This window comes from Okibacterium fritillariae, from assembly GCF_052783725.1.
This window is the reverse complement of the sequence record NZ_CP199917.1, coordinates 1,236,563-1,252,320: the sequence shown is the minus strand read 5'-3', so window position 1 is coordinate 1,252,320 and position 15,758 is coordinate 1,236,563. Positions and strand designations below refer to the sequence as shown.

At 68.4% G+C, this 15,758-nt stretch carries 12 protein-coding genes; 5 read left to right on the top strand and 7 right to left on the bottom strand.

Annotated elements, in window-relative coordinates; translation table 11 throughout:
• Positions 1–10 precede the first annotated feature (10 nt).
• Both ACUWEX_RS05880 and ACUWEX_RS05875 read right to left on the bottom strand, forming a co-directional pair.
• Positions 11–1,582 carry a hypothetical protein gene (locus tag ACUWEX_RS05880; protein ID WP_445997403.1) on the bottom strand — a complete coding sequence of 524 codons (1,572 nt, stop codon included), beginning with the start codon at positions 1,580–1,582 and terminating at the stop codon, positions 11–13.
• Positions 1,558–4,479, bottom strand: coding sequence for an ATP-binding cassette domain-containing protein (locus ACUWEX_RS05875; protein WP_445997402.1), 2,922 nt, complete (start codon positions 4,477–4,479; stop codon positions 1,558–1,560). Before ACUWEX_RS05875 ends, ACUWEX_RS05880 begins: the two co-directional genes overlap by 25 nt.
• A 295-nt stretch (positions 4,480–4,774) precedes the next feature.
• Between ACUWEX_RS05875 and ACUWEX_RS05870 the strand changes: the two genes are divergently transcribed.
• The 4 genes from ACUWEX_RS05870 (at position 4,775) to ACUWEX_RS05855 (ending at position 8,080) form a co-directional block, all read left to right on the top strand.
• Entirely contained in the window at positions 4,775–5,467 is a 693-nt protein-coding gene (locus ACUWEX_RS05870) for a phosphocholine cytidylyltransferase family protein (protein WP_079727255.1), read from the top strand.
• 183 nt (positions 5,468–5,650) lie between these two features.
• Positions 5,651–6,439, top strand: a complete 789-nt coding sequence (locus tag ACUWEX_RS05865) for an ABC transporter permease (RefSeq protein WP_200811522.1) — start codon at positions 5,651–5,653, stop codon at positions 6,437–6,439.
• Positions 6,439–7,176: an ABC transporter ATP-binding protein gene (locus ACUWEX_RS05860; RefSeq protein WP_079727253.1), complete on the top strand. Its 738-nt coding sequence runs from the start codon at positions 6,439–6,441 to the stop codon at positions 7,174–7,176. The genes ACUWEX_RS05865 and ACUWEX_RS05860 overlap by 1 nt, the downstream gene beginning before the upstream one ends.
• A 76-nt stretch (positions 7,177–7,252) precedes the next feature.
• Positions 7,253–8,080 (top strand): hypothetical protein, encoded by an 828-nt coding sequence (locus tag ACUWEX_RS05855; protein ID WP_407668730.1) that lies wholly within the window; start codon positions 7,253–7,255, stop codon positions 8,078–8,080.
• A gap of 166 nt (positions 8,081–8,246) precedes the next feature.
• Here ACUWEX_RS05855 and ACUWEX_RS05850 read toward each other — a convergent pair whose 3' ends face one another.
• From ACUWEX_RS05850 to ACUWEX_RS05830, 5 genes are all read right to left on the bottom strand, one after another.
• Positions 8,247–9,554: a CDP-glycerol glycerophosphotransferase family protein gene (locus tag ACUWEX_RS05850; protein ID WP_445997401.1), complete on the bottom strand. Its 1,308-nt coding sequence runs from the start codon at positions 9,552–9,554 to the stop codon at positions 8,247–8,249.
• A gap of 61 nt (positions 9,555–9,615) precedes the next feature.
• A complete protein-coding gene (locus ACUWEX_RS05845) occupies positions 9,616–10,527 on the bottom strand; it encodes a glycosyltransferase family 2 protein (RefSeq protein WP_445997400.1) in 912 nt (303 codons plus the stop codon).
• 2 nt (positions 10,528–10,529) lie between these two features.
• Entirely contained in the window at positions 10,530–11,345 is an 816-nt protein-coding gene (locus tag ACUWEX_RS05840; protein WP_079727251.1) for a CDP-alcohol phosphatidyltransferase family protein, read from the bottom strand.
• The gene (locus tag ACUWEX_RS05835) at positions 11,326–12,414 is read right to left on the bottom strand and encodes a glycosyltransferase family 2 protein (RefSeq protein ID WP_445997399.1); all 1,089 of its coding nucleotides are present in this window, start codon (positions 12,412–12,414) and stop codon (positions 11,326–11,328) included. Before ACUWEX_RS05835 ends, ACUWEX_RS05840 begins: the two co-directional genes overlap by 20 nt.
• Before the next feature lie 143 nt (positions 12,415–12,557).
• Entirely contained in the window at positions 12,558–14,330 is a 1,773-nt protein-coding gene (locus tag ACUWEX_RS05830; RefSeq protein ID WP_445997398.1) for a S1C family serine protease, read from the bottom strand.
• A gap of 214 nt (positions 14,331–14,544) precedes the next feature.
• On the opposite strand from ACUWEX_RS05830, the gene ACUWEX_RS05825 reads away from it, so the two are divergent.
• Positions 14,545–15,753 carry an aminotransferase class I/II-fold pyridoxal phosphate-dependent enzyme gene (locus ACUWEX_RS05825; protein WP_445997397.1) on the top strand — a complete coding sequence of 403 codons (1,209 nt, stop codon included), beginning with the start codon at positions 14,545–14,547 and terminating at the stop codon, positions 15,751–15,753.
• Positions 15,754–15,758: the final 5 nt, after the last annotated feature.

Below are 15,758 nucleotides of genomic sequence, written 5' to 3'. Positions count from 1 at the left end.
CGCTGGTGACTCAGACGCTCGTCGCGAACGCCATGATCTCGGGTCCGCGCTTGTTGAAGGCCCGCCCTCCGGCGAGGACTCCGATGCCGAACACAATCACGCCCATGCCGACGCCGGCGAGGAGCGCGTAGAGCGGGTAGTCGCCGCCGTCGAAGAGGCCTCTGGCCGCGAAGTATAGGGCCGGTGCCGTGAGCAGCACCGAACCGAGGAACGAGAAGGACTGCACGACGGCACCCGTCGTCCCGGAGGACTGCGGCTGCTGGAACGGGCTGTCGCCGGGCGCGGACGCGGGATACGGGAAGCGTGCGGACGTGTAACTCGAGATGCCGACGCCGGTGAGCAGCAAGCTGGTCGTGACGCCGAGCATGGAGGGCAGGGCATCCCAATCACCGAAGAAGGCAATCGAGATCATCGAGCCGACGATGATGAGCGGCACGCCGACGAGGAGAACCGGGAATGTGCGTCCGAGGCGGTCGGCCGCGCCACGCACACCTGAGGCGACGTGCAGCCAGATGGCCGACGAATCGTGAGCGAGATCGTTGTGCAGCGACCACCCGAGGAATACCGACATGATGGGCAGCGGCAGAAGGGCGAGCGGCGCGGCGGGAACGCCGGCGACGATGAGCGGCACGATCATGATGAACGGCAGGATCGGCACGACGAGGAGCGACACGAGGTAGCGCGGGTCGCGGCCCCAGTAGGTGATCGACCGAGCGGCGATGACGGCACCCGCGCGGGCCGGCATGAGGTCGAACCAGCCGAGTCCCGAGTATGTGCGCACGGCCGGCGGGCGGTCGGCCGTGACCTGCATGCGCGCCACGAGTGCGCTCCAGGCGAGCCACAGCAGACCGAGGGTGGCGAGGGCGATGACGAGCTTCAGGAATCCGCTGGATGCCTGACCCAAGGCGATGTCACCCGGCACGGCCCAGACCGCCCCGAACGGCGTCCAGCTGACGACATCGGCCGCGTTGGAGAGCACGGGGCCGCCGCCAGAGGACCAGTCGACACTCGAGAGGAAGATGGCGGCGGGGGCCACGAGCACCACGAGCACGAGCCCGACGATGGCGCTGAATTCGCGCGAGCGGCGCGAGGCGAGCAATAACGTGGCGACTGATGTCATCACGCGCGCGACGAGCACACAGGTCAGCACCGCGATGAGTGCCGCGAGAATGGCCATGACGAGGGTGAAACCGTCGCGCGTCCACGTGACGACCGTGAACGAACTGAGCACGGCGATGACGATCGAGGGCACGCCGATGAGCGCCGCCGCGTAGAGGCCGAGGCTCAGCACGCGGTTGGGAACGCCGAAGAGTACGAACTTGCGCGGGTCGAGGGCGTCGTCGACGCCGAAGACGACGGGCAGCAGCGTGAAGCCGAGCACCACGAACGATCCGCCGATGACGAGGATGTCGCGCGCGAACTCGGTCGGCGCGACGCGCAGCGCCACCAAGCCGAAGCTCGTGAGCCAGATGATGGCCACGCCGATGCCGCCACCCACCAGCATCCAGATCACCTGGGTGCCGCCCCGCTTCACGAGGTTGGCGTAGATCGAGAGCCTTAGTCGGAGAAGCTGTGCAACCATTCCATCCCCTCCGCGGCTTTGCGCCCACCGGCGAGTTCGACGAAACGTTCTTCGAGCGTGCCCGTGCCGCGCACCTCGTCCACCGAGCCCTGTGCGAGCACCTGGCCGTTGACGATGATGGCGACGTGATCGCACACGCGCTGGATGAGGTCCATGCCGTGGCTCGAGAGCACGACGGTTCCGCCGTGGTCGACGTACTTCTGCAGGATCTCGATGACGTTGGCGGCCGACACGGGGTCGACCGACTCGAAGGGCTCGTCGAGCACGAGCATGCGCGGTGAATGGATCATGGCGGCGGCGAGGGCCACCTTCTTCGTCATGCCGGCCGAGTAGTCGGTGACGAGCCGGTGCAGGGCGTCTTCGAGACCGAATGCCTTGGCGAGATCATCCACCCGGGATCGGACGGTCGCGCCATCGATGCCGCGCAGCACACCCGAGTAGTAGAGCAGTTGCGCGCCCGTGAGCCGGTCGAAGAGGCGGAGGTGGTCGGGGAGCACGCCGATGCTGCGCTTGGCGGCGTCGGGCTCCTTCCACACGTCGATGCCGTTGATGGTAATGCTGCCGGAGTCGGGGCGCAGGAGGCCCGTGATCATCGACAGGGTCGTGGTCTTGCCGGCGCCGTTCGGCCCGACGATGCCGTAGAACGAGCCCGCCGAGACTTCAAGGTCGATGCCGTCGACCGCGACCGTGTCGCCGAAACGCTTCGACAGGCCGCTGACGCTGAGCACGCCCGATCCTGCGGCATAGCTCGGGGCGCCCGCCGCGCGGCGCTCCTCGTCGAGCGACGCGGGAGCCGCAGCGGAGTCCATGAGGCCGAGCGGGGTGGCGTGTGCCTCGGGCGCGTCGACCGCGATGGCGTCGATCGCGGCCTCCTGCTCGTCGTCGGTCGCGGCCGCTGTCGACAGCGTGTCTGTGGAGGGAGAAGCCTCAGCGTCGTCGGCCTCCGCGGGGGTGATCGCCTCGCCGGCGCGAGGGTCTGATTCGGCCGCGCCGAAGAGAGCAGCGACCCCGTCCGGCTGATCGTCACGAGGATCGATCGTTTCGGCGCGCGAGTCGTCCTCCACGAGCGGGGATTCGGTGTCGACCCATGAGGGGTCGGCGCCGAACGCGGCGATCTCCTCGTCGGTGAGGTCGATCTCGGACTCGGTCGTCTCCGGAGCGTCGGCCTGAGAGTGGGCGCCGGGCGCGGCGAAGGCGTCGTCGGTCACAGGCTGCGCGGACATCGCGGTGTCTGCGGCGCCCTCGCGGTTCGTGTCGCGAGCGTCGTCACCGACACCGGGCGCGCCGCCGGGAACATGTGGCTCGCCATCGGTCGACGCGGCGGCGTGCGCCGAGACCCCGTCGCTGACGGCGTTCTCCGCCTGCGGGTCGACGAGGGCGATGAAGGGCCACTTCTTCGAGAACACGACGCGGCGGGCCGGCTCGGCCGCCGGGCTGGGGCGTGCGCCCGCGCTCGATGTGTTCGAGAGATCGAGGATCTCTGTGGGATCGTTCGCACGGGACCCGCTGGCGTCATCGCCCGGCGTGGTGATGGACGGGGCCGGCTCGTCGGCCGGGGATACCGTCGGCAGCAGCGAGGTCGGCTGCTGCCAGACCGGGCGCGTCACATCGTCCGCAGCGACGTCGGCCGGGGCGGGCGGAGGACTCGAACGGCGGTAGTGCGGAGTGGCCGGTTCGGGTGCCGCCGCGAACAACTCGGCGGCTTCGCTCGCCGAGAGCTGCGGTTTCGGCGGCGCGGGCGGAGCCGATGGAAGGGTGGGTGCCGGGCTCGACAAAATCGCCGTCGGCGCGGCATCGGATGCGGCGAGCACGGGCTTCTGCGGACGCTCGTCGGCCGCGGTGCCATCCGCATCCTGACGGACGGCGGGCTCCGATGTCGCCTCCTGATCGGCCGCGCCGGCACGGGGCGCCGAAACGCTCGGGGTGGATTCGGCGGAGGAAGCTGCCGACTCATCGGGGGTTTCCGGCGCCGCGGAGCTCTGCGCGCGAGTACTGGTCGACCGCGACGTCGTCGCGCGAACGGTGGCGGGCGCATCCGTTTGCGTGCTGCCCTCGGCACCGTCAGTCGGCGTGTCGGCCGATTGTGCGGCAGCACGCCGCGCCGCAGCCGTCTTCGCGGCAGTCGTCTTCGCAGCAGTCGTCTTGGCGGCCGGTGTCTTGGCGGCCGTCGTCTTGGTGGTCGGCGTTTTGGCGGTTGCCGTCGTGGAGGCTGTCGCCCGGGGCTTTGTCGTGCGGGGGGTCGTCGTCTTGGACGCCGTGCGCTTGGGGGTCGTCGACGGTGTGCCCGTCGCTTCGTCGACCGACGTCGTCGAGTCGACGGTCGGCGCTGAGTCAGCCGCCGGCGTGCCCTCACCGGCCGGGGATGCTTTCGACGCGGCAGTCTTCGCGCCCGAGGTCTTGGTGGCGGAACTCTTGGCCGCCGTCGATCGCGTTCCCGCCGTGCGGGCGGTCGTCGTGCGGGCGGTGCTCGTCCGAGCAGCGGGCTTTCGCGCGGGCTTAGGGGCATCCGCGGTCGACTCGGCCTCCGGCGTGGCACCAGCGGGCGGAGATGCATCGTCCCCCGACGTCGAGGCATCGTCGGATGCGGCACTCGCGGGCGCCTTCTTGGCCGTCGTGCGCCGTGCCGCCGGCTTTTTCACCGCGGGCGCTGAGGGAGAGGAGGTCGATCCCGTCGACTCGCCCTCGCTCTGCCCGTCGGCAGCGGTGTCGGTGGCGGCGGCCTTCGACGCCGTGGCCTTCGTTGTCGCCCCCGCGGCCCGGGCGGGCGTCTTGCGCGGCGGTGTCTTCTTCGCCTCACCGGCACCAAACTCGCCATCGACACCTGTCGAACTAGCGGGGCGAGGGTCGATCGGCTCGTCGGGCACGGTTTCGGTGGGGTCTGGCTCGGCGGAAGTCACCGGTCAAACCTACCAAGAACGGGGGGCAACGGCGAGGTAACGCCTGTCGACGGAAGCGCCTGACTGGCTGGGAGAAACCCGAGTGCCGCATAACGAAATGAGCACGACTCGTCAAGACCCGTGACCCCCAAGAGGGTGCACCGCTATCGTGGAGCCTGGCATAACGAGGTGTCGTATCACTGACTTTCGGGTGAACAGCGAGAAATTCATCGCTCAGATTCCCCCGACGAAGAGTATTTTCGCCAGAGTCGTACCTCCGGGTCGCGGCTCACCCCCGATGTTGAGGAGTTCACCCGTGACCACCCAAGTAGTCATTCTCGCCGCAGGAATGGGCAGTCGTCTCGGCCGCTCGCTCCCCAAGCCGCTCACGCAGCTGAGCGACGGCCGCTCGATCATGCAGCAGCAGTTCGATAACATCCGTCACGCTTTCGGCAACGACGCCAAAGTGACGATCGTTGTCGGTTACAAGCTCGACCACATCATCGAGGCTTTCCCCGATGCGTCCTACGTCTTCAACGAGCAGTACGACCAAACGAACACGTCGAAGAGCCTCCTGCGCGCTCTCGCGGCTTCGGCTCCCGGCGGCGTGTTGTGGATGAACGGCGACGTCGTTTTCGACCCGACCGCCCTCGACCGTGCGGCCGCCATGATCAAGCGCGACCAGTCGTTCGTCACGGTCAACACCGCCAAGGTGTCCGACGAAGAGGTCAAGTACACGACGAGCGCCGAAGGCTACATCCGCGAGCTGTCGAAGACCGTCGTCGGCGGACTCGGCGAGGCCGTGGGCATCAACTACGTTTCGCGCGACGACAAGGCCAAGCTGCAGCGTCAGCTGGCCCGCGTCGACGACCAGGACTACTTCGAGCGCGGCATCGAGCTTGCCATCGAGCAGGACTCCATGCTCGTCGAGCCCGTCGACATCTCCGACCTGTACGCCGTCGAGGTCGACTTCGCCGAAGACCTCGAGCGCGCCAACCTCTTCGTCTGATCCACCGACCGCAGCCTCGCTGACCGCACAGATCACCGAGCCCCACCTTTCGACCAGCCCCGGTCGTGTCGGCCCAAACGCGTCGTCCTCTTCGGAGGCGGCGCGTTCGGCATTGGTCACGGCGCGCAGGCCACGGCGCACGTTGGGGCATACGTTTACGGATATGTTTGAGGCGTGAGTTCTCTGGCACCAGCGCGCCCCGCACGCTCCTCCTGGGGCCGATACCGTCATGCCCTGTGGCTGCTGGCGTCGCGCGACCTGAAGGTGCGCTACTCGACCAGCTTCCTCGGATACTTCTGGTCGATCCTCGACCCTCTGGTCATGGCTGCCATCTACTGGTTCGTCTTCACCCAGGTGTTCGATCGGCCGGTCGGCAGCACGCCCTACATCGTGTTCCTCCTCACGGCCCTGTTGCCGTGGACGTGGTTCAACACCACCATCAGCGAATGCACGCGCGCCTTCACCAAAGAGGCGAAGCTCATCCGCTCGACCACGATCCCGCGCACGATCTGGGTCAACCGCCTCGTGCTCTCCAAGGGCATCGAGTTCCTCGCATCCATCCCCGTCGTCGCTGCCTTCGCGATCTTCTCGGGCGCGCACCTCTCGATCAACGCGCTGCTCATCCCCGTGGCGATCGTGTTGCAGGCCATCCTCACCATGGGTGTCGGGCTCATCATCGCGCCGCTCGTCGTGTTCTTCCGTGATCTCGAGCGGGCCACCAAGCTCGCGCTGCGCTTCCTGTTCTACGCCTCCCCCATCATCTATGGCGTCACCGATCTGCCCGAGCAGCTGCATACGCTCGCGTACTTCAACCCGCTCAGCGGCATCTTCAGCCTGTACCGCTCGGCCTTCTTCCCCGATCAGCTCGACCTCGTCGGCGTCGCCATCGCCGCGGGCATGTCGCTCGTGATCTTCGGCATCGGCCTGTTCGTCTTCAAGCGGTCCGAGCGTTCCGTCCTGAAGGAGATCTGATGGTCGAGGCAATCGCGGTCACGGATGTCGGCATCCGGTTCCGTCGCAACCGGGGCGGGCGTCGCAGCTTCAAGGACCTCTTCGGCCGCAGCGAGCGTCGCGTGCGCCCCGGCGAGTTCTGGCCCCTGCGGGACGTCTCGTTCTCTGTGCAGGCGGGCGAGGCCATCGGCGTCGTCGGCCGCAACGGTCAGGGCAAGTCCACTCTGCTGAAGCTCGTCGCCGGCGTCGTTCTGCCCGACGAGGGCCGGGTGCAGGTCAACGGCGGCGTCGCCCCGCTCATCGAGATCACGGGTGGGTTCGTCAACGACCTTACGGTGCGTGACAACGTCTACCTCACGGCCGGGCTGCACGGCATGTCGAAGGCCGAGATCGATCGCCGGTTCAGCGACATCATCGACTTCGCCGAGATCGGTGACTTCATCCACACGCCCTACAAGCACCTCTCGAGCGGCATGAAGGTGCGCATCGCGTTCGCGGTCATCTCGCAGCTCGAGGAGCCCATCATCCTCGTCGACGAGGTGTTGGCGGTGGGCGACAAGTCATTCAAAGAGAAGTGTTACCGCCGCATCGACGAACTGCTCGCGGGCGGGCGCACCCTCTTCTTCGTGTCGCACAATGAGAAGGACCTGCGCCGCTTCTGCACACGCGGCCTCTACCTCGACCGAGGAAAGCTCGTTTTGGATGCTCCCATCACCGAGGTTCTCGACCGTTACAACGCCGACTACAACAGTCGCTGACCCGCGTCAACGGGCGTCCGCATCCGGCGCCCGCTCAGCGCCGAAGCGTAAGCTGAAGGCCGACGTGGAGGTTCACATGAGCAACGACCGTTTTTCCGATCAGCCCCTGATCATGGGCGGCCCGAACGATCAGGTCCAGCCCTCTCGCGACCCGGCCTGGGTGCGCAGCATCGACCGCGTCCTGGCCGTGCAGCGCCCCCTCATCGTGGCGTACATCCGCTCGCTGCGCCGCCGCTACCCGAGTGCCACGCCCGAGCAGCTGATCCGCGTGCTCGAGCGTCGCTACCTCACGGCCGTCACCTCCGGCGGGGCGGCCGTCGGCGCGACCGCCGTCGTCCCCGGCATCGGCACGAGCGTCACTCTCGCGCTCTCCGGCGTCGAGACCGCGGGATTCCTCGAGTCGACGGCGATCTTCGCGCAGTCGGTGGCCGAGGTGCACGGCATCGCCGTGAGCGACCCCGAGCGTGCGCGCGCCCTCGTTATGACCCTCATGCTGGGCAAAGCCGGCACCGACCTGCTGCAACAGTTCACCGGCCAGGCGTTCCACAACGGCCCGGCGCGCAAGGTCTACTGGGGCGAGATGATCACCTCGAGCATGCCGCAGATGGTCATGGGGCCCGTGACCGATCGTCTCAAGCGCACCTTCCTCAAACGCTTCGCCGTCAATCAGGGCACGTCCTTCGTGGGCAAAGCGCTGCCGTTCGGCATCGGGGCCGCGATCGGCGGCGTCGGCAACCACATGATGGGCCGGCAGGTGGTTCAGGCCGCGCGCACGAACTTCGGGCCGCCGCCCGTGGTGGTGCCGCTCGAGCTCGAGCCGATCCCCCGGGCCGAGGGTGAGCGCAAGCAGGGGGCGCTTGCCCGCCTCACGCGCAAGCGCTCGTCGGGCACGCACGAAGACTAGCCACGAGGCCGCTATGTCGTCACGACACCACTGCCTGGTCACGAGATCGCTGCCTCGCCGCGAGGCCGCTGGCTAGAGGCGAGCACGAGGACAGGTAGCGAGCCGAGGGCACGTAGCGAGGCCGAGGGCAAGTAGCGAGGCCGAGAACTAGCAGCGAGCCCGAGGGCTAGTCGTCGGAGTCGTCGCCGTCGCCTGAGCGATCGCTCGCCGCGCCGCGCGCTCCCGTCGACGCACCCAGCTGCCCGTCGCCGGCGTGCAGCGCGGCGTGCTCATCCCAGCGGTCCATGAGCTGCTGGATGGCCGCGTGGAAACGGTCCGTGGTGGCGCCGGGAGTGGTGTCGCCGAAGTAGCGCTCGACCCAGAACGCGAGTCGCTCGGCCGATGCCGGGTCAGCGCGCACCGTTTCGATGCGCGAGACGATCTGCGAAGCATCCGTCGCGGTCAGCCACTCGCAGGCCGACAGATAGCCGCCCTCGTCGATCTCGGCCTCGGGCGCCACGGGCCGGGTGATGAGCAGAGGTTTGCCGCTCGCCAGCCGGTCATAGACCATGGCCGAGATATCGACGATCGCGACGTCGGCCGCCGACAGCTGCCAGCCGAGCTCTGCGCCCTGATCGAAGATGTGCTGGGCCCGGGGGTCGCGCTGGTTGGCGGCGACGAGCAGGTCCTGGATCTCGCGATTGGCCTGACCGTAGGCGCGATCGACCACGCCACTGCGCGGGTGCGGACGGTAGATCACGCGGTGCGTTCCGGTCTCGAGCAGGCGGCGCACGAGCGTCACACCGTGCGACGCGATGGAGCCGTAGGCGGCAGCCGCCCGATCACCCTCCCAGGTGGGCGCATAGAGAACGACCGTGCGCTCATCGGGGGTGTAGGGCAGCGTGCCGGAGTAGTGGTCGGCCTGCGGGCGCCCGATCGGAATAGCGCGTCGGTCGAAGTCGTAATCCCACAGCACCTTCTTCAGACGCGCGATCGCGGCGTCACCGGCGACGAGGCTGTAATCGTAGGCCTTGAACTGGTTCGTGGTCATGTACATCTTGTCGCTTTCACCGTGGTTGATGAAAACGTGCCAGCGCTGCCCGTAACGGAACATCTGGAAGTTCTTCGCGTTCTGATTGACATACAAAACGATGCGGATGTCCTGATCCGCCAGCGTCTGCTCGAGGTCGACCACGCGGCGCACGTAGGCGACCGGCAGCGGCGACTCCTCGTAGAGCGCCGTCGCGGCCGTGGGAGCCCGGCTGAGCACGACGACGGGCCACGTCTTCGCCAGCTCGGCAAGCGGTTTGTACCACTGGCGAATCTGATAGAGATTGACGGCGCTATCGGCGAAGTAGACGGCGATCTTATAGCGGCCGGGCTCGAGCGGCGTCAGCTGCGACAAGCGTTGGGAGAGTTCTGCGCGGGCACGTCGGTTGGCCAACACGTCTCTCGCGAGGGCCACCGCACGTCGAGCGTCGTTCAGCAATGGCATCTCTCCAGGGTACCGAAGTTGCGCCGGGCCCGCCCCGAAAGAGGCGGCAGCGAGGTCACACCTAGATAACGGGTGGACGACCCGCCCGGGTCATCCGCAGCACCGTGCGCCACGAGAGGGCGCGGCGACCGCCGGGGTTCTGCCGCCAGCCCTCGGCCCAGCCACGGAACCACGCCCGCAGGTCGCCCGGCTTGCGCCACCAACGCAGAATCTGGATGCCCGTCCACACGCCCACATAGACGAGCGCGAGCGGCACCGGCAGGTTGCGCTTCGCGAGCCACACGCGGTTGCGGGCGTTGAGGCGGAAGTACTCGGTGTGCCGGGTCGGCTGCACGACGGGGTGGTTGGCCTCGAGGTCGCCCGCATACCAGGCGATCAAGCCCTGGTCCCACACGCGCCAGGCCAACTCGATGCCCTCGTGCGCGTAGAAGAACGGTGCGGCCCATCCCCCGGTGCGGTCGAAAACCGCACGCGGCAGGAACACGGCCGCTTCGAGGCACGAGAACATGACGCTCGGGTCGTGGGCGTCACCCTTGCGGGAGCGGGGAATCCAGCGCAACGGCGCGGGGATGCCCGTGGGATCGTCGAGGCGCGGCTGCACGAGCCCGATCTCGGGCCGCTCGGTGACGAGCCGCACGCAGGCGAGCAGGAAATCGTCGTCGGGCAGCGACGCGTCGTCGTCGAGGAAGAAGATGAAGTCGCCCGAGACGGCCCGGGCCCCCGCGTTGCGCCCGGCCGGGATGCCGACGTTCGAGGGCAGAGCGAGGGGTTGGGCACCCGCCGGCAGATCGGTCGGCGTCCACCCGTTGCCCACGACGACGATGTCGACCTCGACGTCACGCTGGCGTTGCACCGACAGGATGCCGCGGCGCAGGTCATCCGGCCGCGTGCCCTGCGTGAGCACGACCACGCCGATGCGCGGCAGCCGGCCGGCGGGTTGCGCGGCCCCATCGGAGGCCTGGTTGCGCGGCACCGTCAGGCCCGCACGCGGTTCGACGTGATGATGGCGAGGAAGTGCCCGAACAGCGTCAGGATTCCGAGACCGAGCAACAGCACGAGCACGCCGCGCATGGCCTGCAGATCGCCGATGAACAGGCCCACGACGGCGGCCGCGAAAATGACGAAGCTCAGCTCGACCGAGTGGAACAGGCGGTGGAACGGCACGAAACGGGCAACCCTGCGCGCCGTGGCGAGCAACCCGGTTCGCGGCGCGGATTCGGCACTCGTGTAGGTGAGCTTGGCGGCACCGTAATTGGCGCGGGCCACGCGCACCATGTCGTTGAGCGCCTTGTTCAAGATGATGACGAGCGCGAGCAGGGCTCCGAGCGTCGTCCAGAGGTAGCCCTCGGGAGCATCGAACGGGTAGCCGGCGGCCCGGATGGCGAGAGCCAGGGGAATCAGCGCCTCGGTCGAGTAGTGCCCCACGGCGTCGAGAAATGCTCCGGCGGGCGACGACGTCTTGCGCCACCGCGCGACCTCGCCGTCGCAGCAGTCGATGAGCATCTGCAGCTGGCCGAACAGCAGCGCGAGCAGGGGGCCGGCGAAACCGGGCACGAGCAGCGACGCCGCGACACACCACCCGGTGATGATCATGAGGCCCGTGACGCCGTTGGCCGAGATGCTCGTGCGCAGCAGCATCCAGGTGACGTAGGGCGAGAGGTTGCGCAGGTAGAGCGACGCCGTCCAGTGCTCGGCGTTGCGGCGGCCGCGCACCTCGGGCGGCTGCGCGACGGACTTCAGCTCGGCGATGGAACGCGGGCGGGCGCCCAGGTCAACCGGTCTCTCGGTCACGCGCGGCACCGCCTCTCTCGTTCGCTCGATCGGAGATGTTGCTGGCCAACGACAGATAGCCGAGCAGGAAGCCGATCCCCCAGCAGAAGTGTATACAGGGCAGCACGGCGAGGAACCACAGCATCGAGCGCGCGCCGTCGGGCCGGGCATAGACGAGGGCCGCCAGCACGACGAACGCGAGGTAGAGAGCCGGGATGGCGAAACCGAGTGTGGGCCACCAGACATCCGCCATGGCGCCCGTGACGAGCCCGACGAGGCCCAGGACGAGGCCGAGGAGGACACCCAGCACCATGACGGGCGGGGCGAAGTAGCGCAGGGAGCGACCGCCCGGGAAGCGCCGCGTGAGCTCGCCGCGCCACAGGCCCGTCGAGAGGAATTGGCGCGCCAGGCGCGAGAAGCTCGGCCGGGGGCGATAGGTGACGCGCAGAGCCGGGGTGAACCAGACGGTGCCGCCCGCCGCGCGCAGGCGGTGGTTGAGCTCCCAGTCCTGGCCGCGTTTGATGCGTTCGTCGAACATGCCGACGGCTTCGAGGGGCTCGCGCTGGAAGACCCCCAGGTAGACCGTGTCGGCCGGGCCTTCTGCTCCGCCCACGTGGTGGGGCGTTCCGCCGAGGCCGACCTTGGTGCCATAGGCGCGGGCGACGGCGCGTTCGAAAGCCGAGATGCCGCGTGCATCCATGATTCCGCCGACGTTGGCGGCCCCCGTGCGGGCGAGCGCCTCGACGGCGATGCGCGCGTAGTCGGGCGGCAGGACCGAGTGGGCGTCGACGCGGATGACCACAGGATAGGTGGTCGCACGGATGGCGATGTTCAGCCCGGCGGGTGTCGAACCCACTGGGTTGGGGATGACGCGCACGCGGGGATCGGTGCGCGACAGCTCTTCGACGAGCTCCGTCGTGCCGTCGATGCTGGGCCCGAGGGCGATGGCTACCTCGAAGGGCCCCTCATAATCTTGCGTGAGGAGCGAATCGACCGCCGCCCGCACGTGCGTGACGTCGTTGAGCACCGGCATCACATAGGAGACGCCCGTGGCAGGCGTCGGAGCGCCCGCTGCAGAACTGTGACTCATGCTCTCCCACTACTCGGCAGACGTCATCGGTTTGAGCCTAGCAGCCGTCTCCGCGCGAATGCCCGCACGCGTGGTGCGGGCATTCGGGCGGTCGAACGACGGAAGGGTCAGCCGATGGCCGGGACGTGAGAACTCGCGATCGCCTAGAGAACCAGCTCGCCGAGCGTGACGTCGACGGTGAAGTTCTTGCCGTCGCGCACGTAGGTGACCTCGGCCTTGCTGTTCGCGGCGAGGGCACGCACCTGAGCTGTCAGATCGTTGGCATCGGTGACGGGGTGACCGTTGAAGTTCGTGACGATATCGCCCGTCTTGAGGCCGCCCTTTTCGGCGGCGCCACCGGAGCTGATGTCGCCGAGCAGCGCACCCGCGACCGTGCTGCCGGACACCTGTGCCGCGTCGCGCACCGAAGCGCCGAGCAGGCCGTGGGTGGCCTTGCCGTCCTTGATGATCTCGTTGGCGATGCGCTCGGCCGTGTCGGACGGGATCGCGAAGCCGACGCCGATGCTGCCGGACTGGCTGTCGGACGATCCCGAGCCGGCCGAGGCGATGGCCACGTTGATGCCGATGAGCTTGCCGTCGCTGTCGAGCAGCGCACCACCCGAGTTGCCGGGGTTGATCGACGCGTCGGTCTGAATGACGGCGAGCGAGATGGATGACTGAGCCTGCGTCTGCGACTGCTCCTGGCCGGGCAGCTGGAAGCCGAACGGGTTGCTGGGCTTGTCGGTGTTGCTGTCGGAATCGCTGCCCGACTTGTCGGGCACGGCCGACGAGGCCACCGTGATGCTGCGGTTCAGCGCCGAGACGATGCCGTCGGTGACGGTTCCGGCCAGGCCGAGCGGTGCGCCGATGGCGATGGCCACGTCGCCGACATTCAGCTTGTTCGGGTCGCCGAACTCCATGGGCTCGAGACCCGAGGCATCGTCGAGCTTGATCACCGCGAGGTCGTAGACGGGGTCGGTGCCGACGATCTTTGCCGTGTAGATCTTGCCGTCGTTCGCCGTGACCTGGATGGTGGGCTTGGCGTTCTGGCCGTCGAGCGTGATGACGTGGTTGTTGGTGAGGACGTAGCCATCCTTGCTGAGGATGACTCCCGACCCCGTTCCCGCGCCGTCATCGCCCTGCACCGCGATGGTCACGACGCTGGGCGAGGCCTTCGCGGCGACGGCCGATGTGCGGGTAACGCTCGTGGTGTCGTTGATGGTGACCGACTGCGAGCCGTTCGACGAGCTGGCGACGGGTGTGCCCGGGCCGTCGATCAGGGCATAGGCACCGGCGCCGGCCGCGCCGCCGATGAGCGCGCCGATCGCGAGGGTCGCGACGAGGAGAGCGGCCGCGGGGCGACGCTTCGGGGTGGAGGACGGCTGCTGCTGCGAGGCGGCCGCCGGGCCGAAGGCACCACCGTTGCCGTTGCCGTTACCGTTACCGGCGTTGTGCGGGCCGTGACCGGCGGGGCCGCCGGCGTGCTGCGCGTGCGCACCGTGCTGGCCGGTGTCGCTCGTGGCCGGGTAGGCCGACGTCTGGGCGAAGGGGTTGGACGCACCCTGGCGGGGGGCACCATAGGCGGGGTACGGCGTCGTGGGCTGATTGGGCTGGCCGTTCTGCGGGGCACCGTATGCCGCGTTCGCACCATAGGCCGCCGTGGCACCCGTCGGGAACGAGGTCGGTCGCTCGGGGATGGGACCGTAGGCGCCCTGGCCGTGCTGCGGCTGCTGCGGCTGCGGCTGCTGTGCCGCGTAGCCGTGCTCGGTCGGGCGGTAGCCGTCGCGCGAGTCGTGCGAGTCGTGCGAGGACAGGGGGCCGGCCCCGAAGTTCTCGGTGGGAGTCGTGTTCGGGTTCGGCGAAGTCTGAGGCTGCTCGGCGTCGTTCGAGCGGTTGTCGTTCTCGGCTCCTGTGGCGCCGGTGGGGTTTTCGGTCATCGGTTGCTCCTTCCAAGCAGGATCAGGCTCTCGCTCGAACCTGTGCTTATTCAATGGACCGACTGGGAACTGCCCAACGTCTGGCTGGGATATCGCTTCAAGGCCGAATCCGGTTTCCCTCGGGCTCCAGTTTAGCGATGCCGTAGGTTTGCACCAGGATCGCGCGCGGGGCTTGACCGCTCGCGAGAGACGGATGAAAGGAAGAATCCTCGGCATGGATGCTTCAGCCCCCTGGCAGCGGACCGCTCGCGCAGCCGGCCTCCTCGGGCCCACCGGCCAGCTGTCTCCGACGATCTTCGCTGAGATGAGCGCGCTCGCCTCGGCCACCGGGGCGATCAACCTGGGGCAGGGCTTCCCCGACGAAGACGGCCCCGCCGACGTGCTCGAGGCGGCGCGTCGCGCGATCGCCGAGGGCGCGAACCAGTACCCGCCGGGCCGCGGCATCCCCGATCTGCGCGCGGCGATCGCCGAGCACCAGCAGCGGTTCTACGGCCTGACCGTCGACCCCGAGCGCGAGATCTGCGTCACGGCGGGCGCCACCGAGGCGTTGGCTGCGTCCATCCTCGCGTATTGCGGCCCCGGCGACGAGATCGTCGTGATCGAGCCTTATTACGATGCGTATGCCGCGCTGGCCGGGTTGTCGGGAGCACAGCTCGTTCCCGTTCCGCTGAGGTTCCCCGACTTCCAGCCGGATGAGGCCGACATCCGCGCCGCCGTCACCGACCGCACGCGACTGATCCTCGTGAACACGCCGCACAACCCGACCGGCACGGTGTTCGGGCCCGAGACCCTCGCCGTGATCCTCGAGGCGGCCGAGCGGGCTGACGCTCTCGTCGTGACGGACGAAGTGTATGAACACCTCACGTTCGGCTCGGCTCATGTCCCGCTCTCGACGCTCCCCGGCGCCGCCGAACGTGTCATCACGATCTCGTCAGCGGGCAAGACGTTCAGCACCACGGGGTGGAAGATCGGCTGGGTCACGGCGTCGGCCGGGCTGCTCGATCCGATCGTCACGGTGAAACAATTCCTCACCTATGTGAACGGGGCACCGTTCCAGCCCGCGATCGCGGCCGGGCTGCGGCTGCCCGGCACGTTCTTCGAGGGGGCCGCCGACGCGCTCGGCGAGAAACGCGACATCCTGTCGGCGGGACTCCGGGCGGCGGGTTTCGCCGTCTCGAATCCGGCCGGCTCCTATTTCGTCATCGCCGATGCCGCGCCGCTCGGTGTGACCGATGCGGCCGACCTGTGCCGCCGCCTGCCCGAGCTGGTCGGCGTCGTCGGCATCCCGGTCTCGGCGTTCGTGTCGGCCGATCATGCGGGCGACTACCGCTCCCTCATCCGCTTCGCGTTCTGCAAGAAACGGGATGTCCTCACCCAGGCTTCGGCACGCCTGGCGCAGCTCGGCACCGCGCTCGAGACGTGACCACG

Bases quoted from the DNA above. Each gene is read 5' to 3' on its own strand.
- ACUWEX_RS05880 (WP_445997403.1), bottom strand. From the start codon at position 1,582: ATGGTTGCACAGCTTCTCCGACTAAGGCTCTCGATCTACGCCAACCTC.
- ACUWEX_RS05855 (WP_407668730.1), top strand. From the start codon at position 7,253: ATGAGCAACGACCGTTTTTCCGATCAGCCCCTGATCATGGGCGGCCCG.
- ACUWEX_RS05835 (WP_445997399.1), bottom strand. From the start codon at position 12,414: ATGAGTCACAGTTCTGCAGCGGGCGCTCCGACGCCTGCCACGGGCGTC.
- ACUWEX_RS05850 (WP_445997401.1), bottom strand. From the start codon at position 9,554: ATGCCATTGCTGAACGACGCTCGACGTGCGGTGGCCCTCGCGAGAGAC.
- ACUWEX_RS05830 (WP_445997398.1), bottom strand. From the start codon at position 14,330: ATGACCGAAAACCCCACCGGCGCCACAGGAGCCGAGAACGACAACCGC.
- ACUWEX_RS05860 (WP_079727253.1), top strand. From the start codon at position 6,439: ATGGTCGAGGCAATCGCGGTCACGGATGTCGGCATCCGGTTCCGTCGC.
- ACUWEX_RS05825 (WP_445997397.1), top strand. From the start codon at position 14,545: ATGGATGCTTCAGCCCCCTGGCAGCGGACCGCTCGCGCAGCCGGCCTC.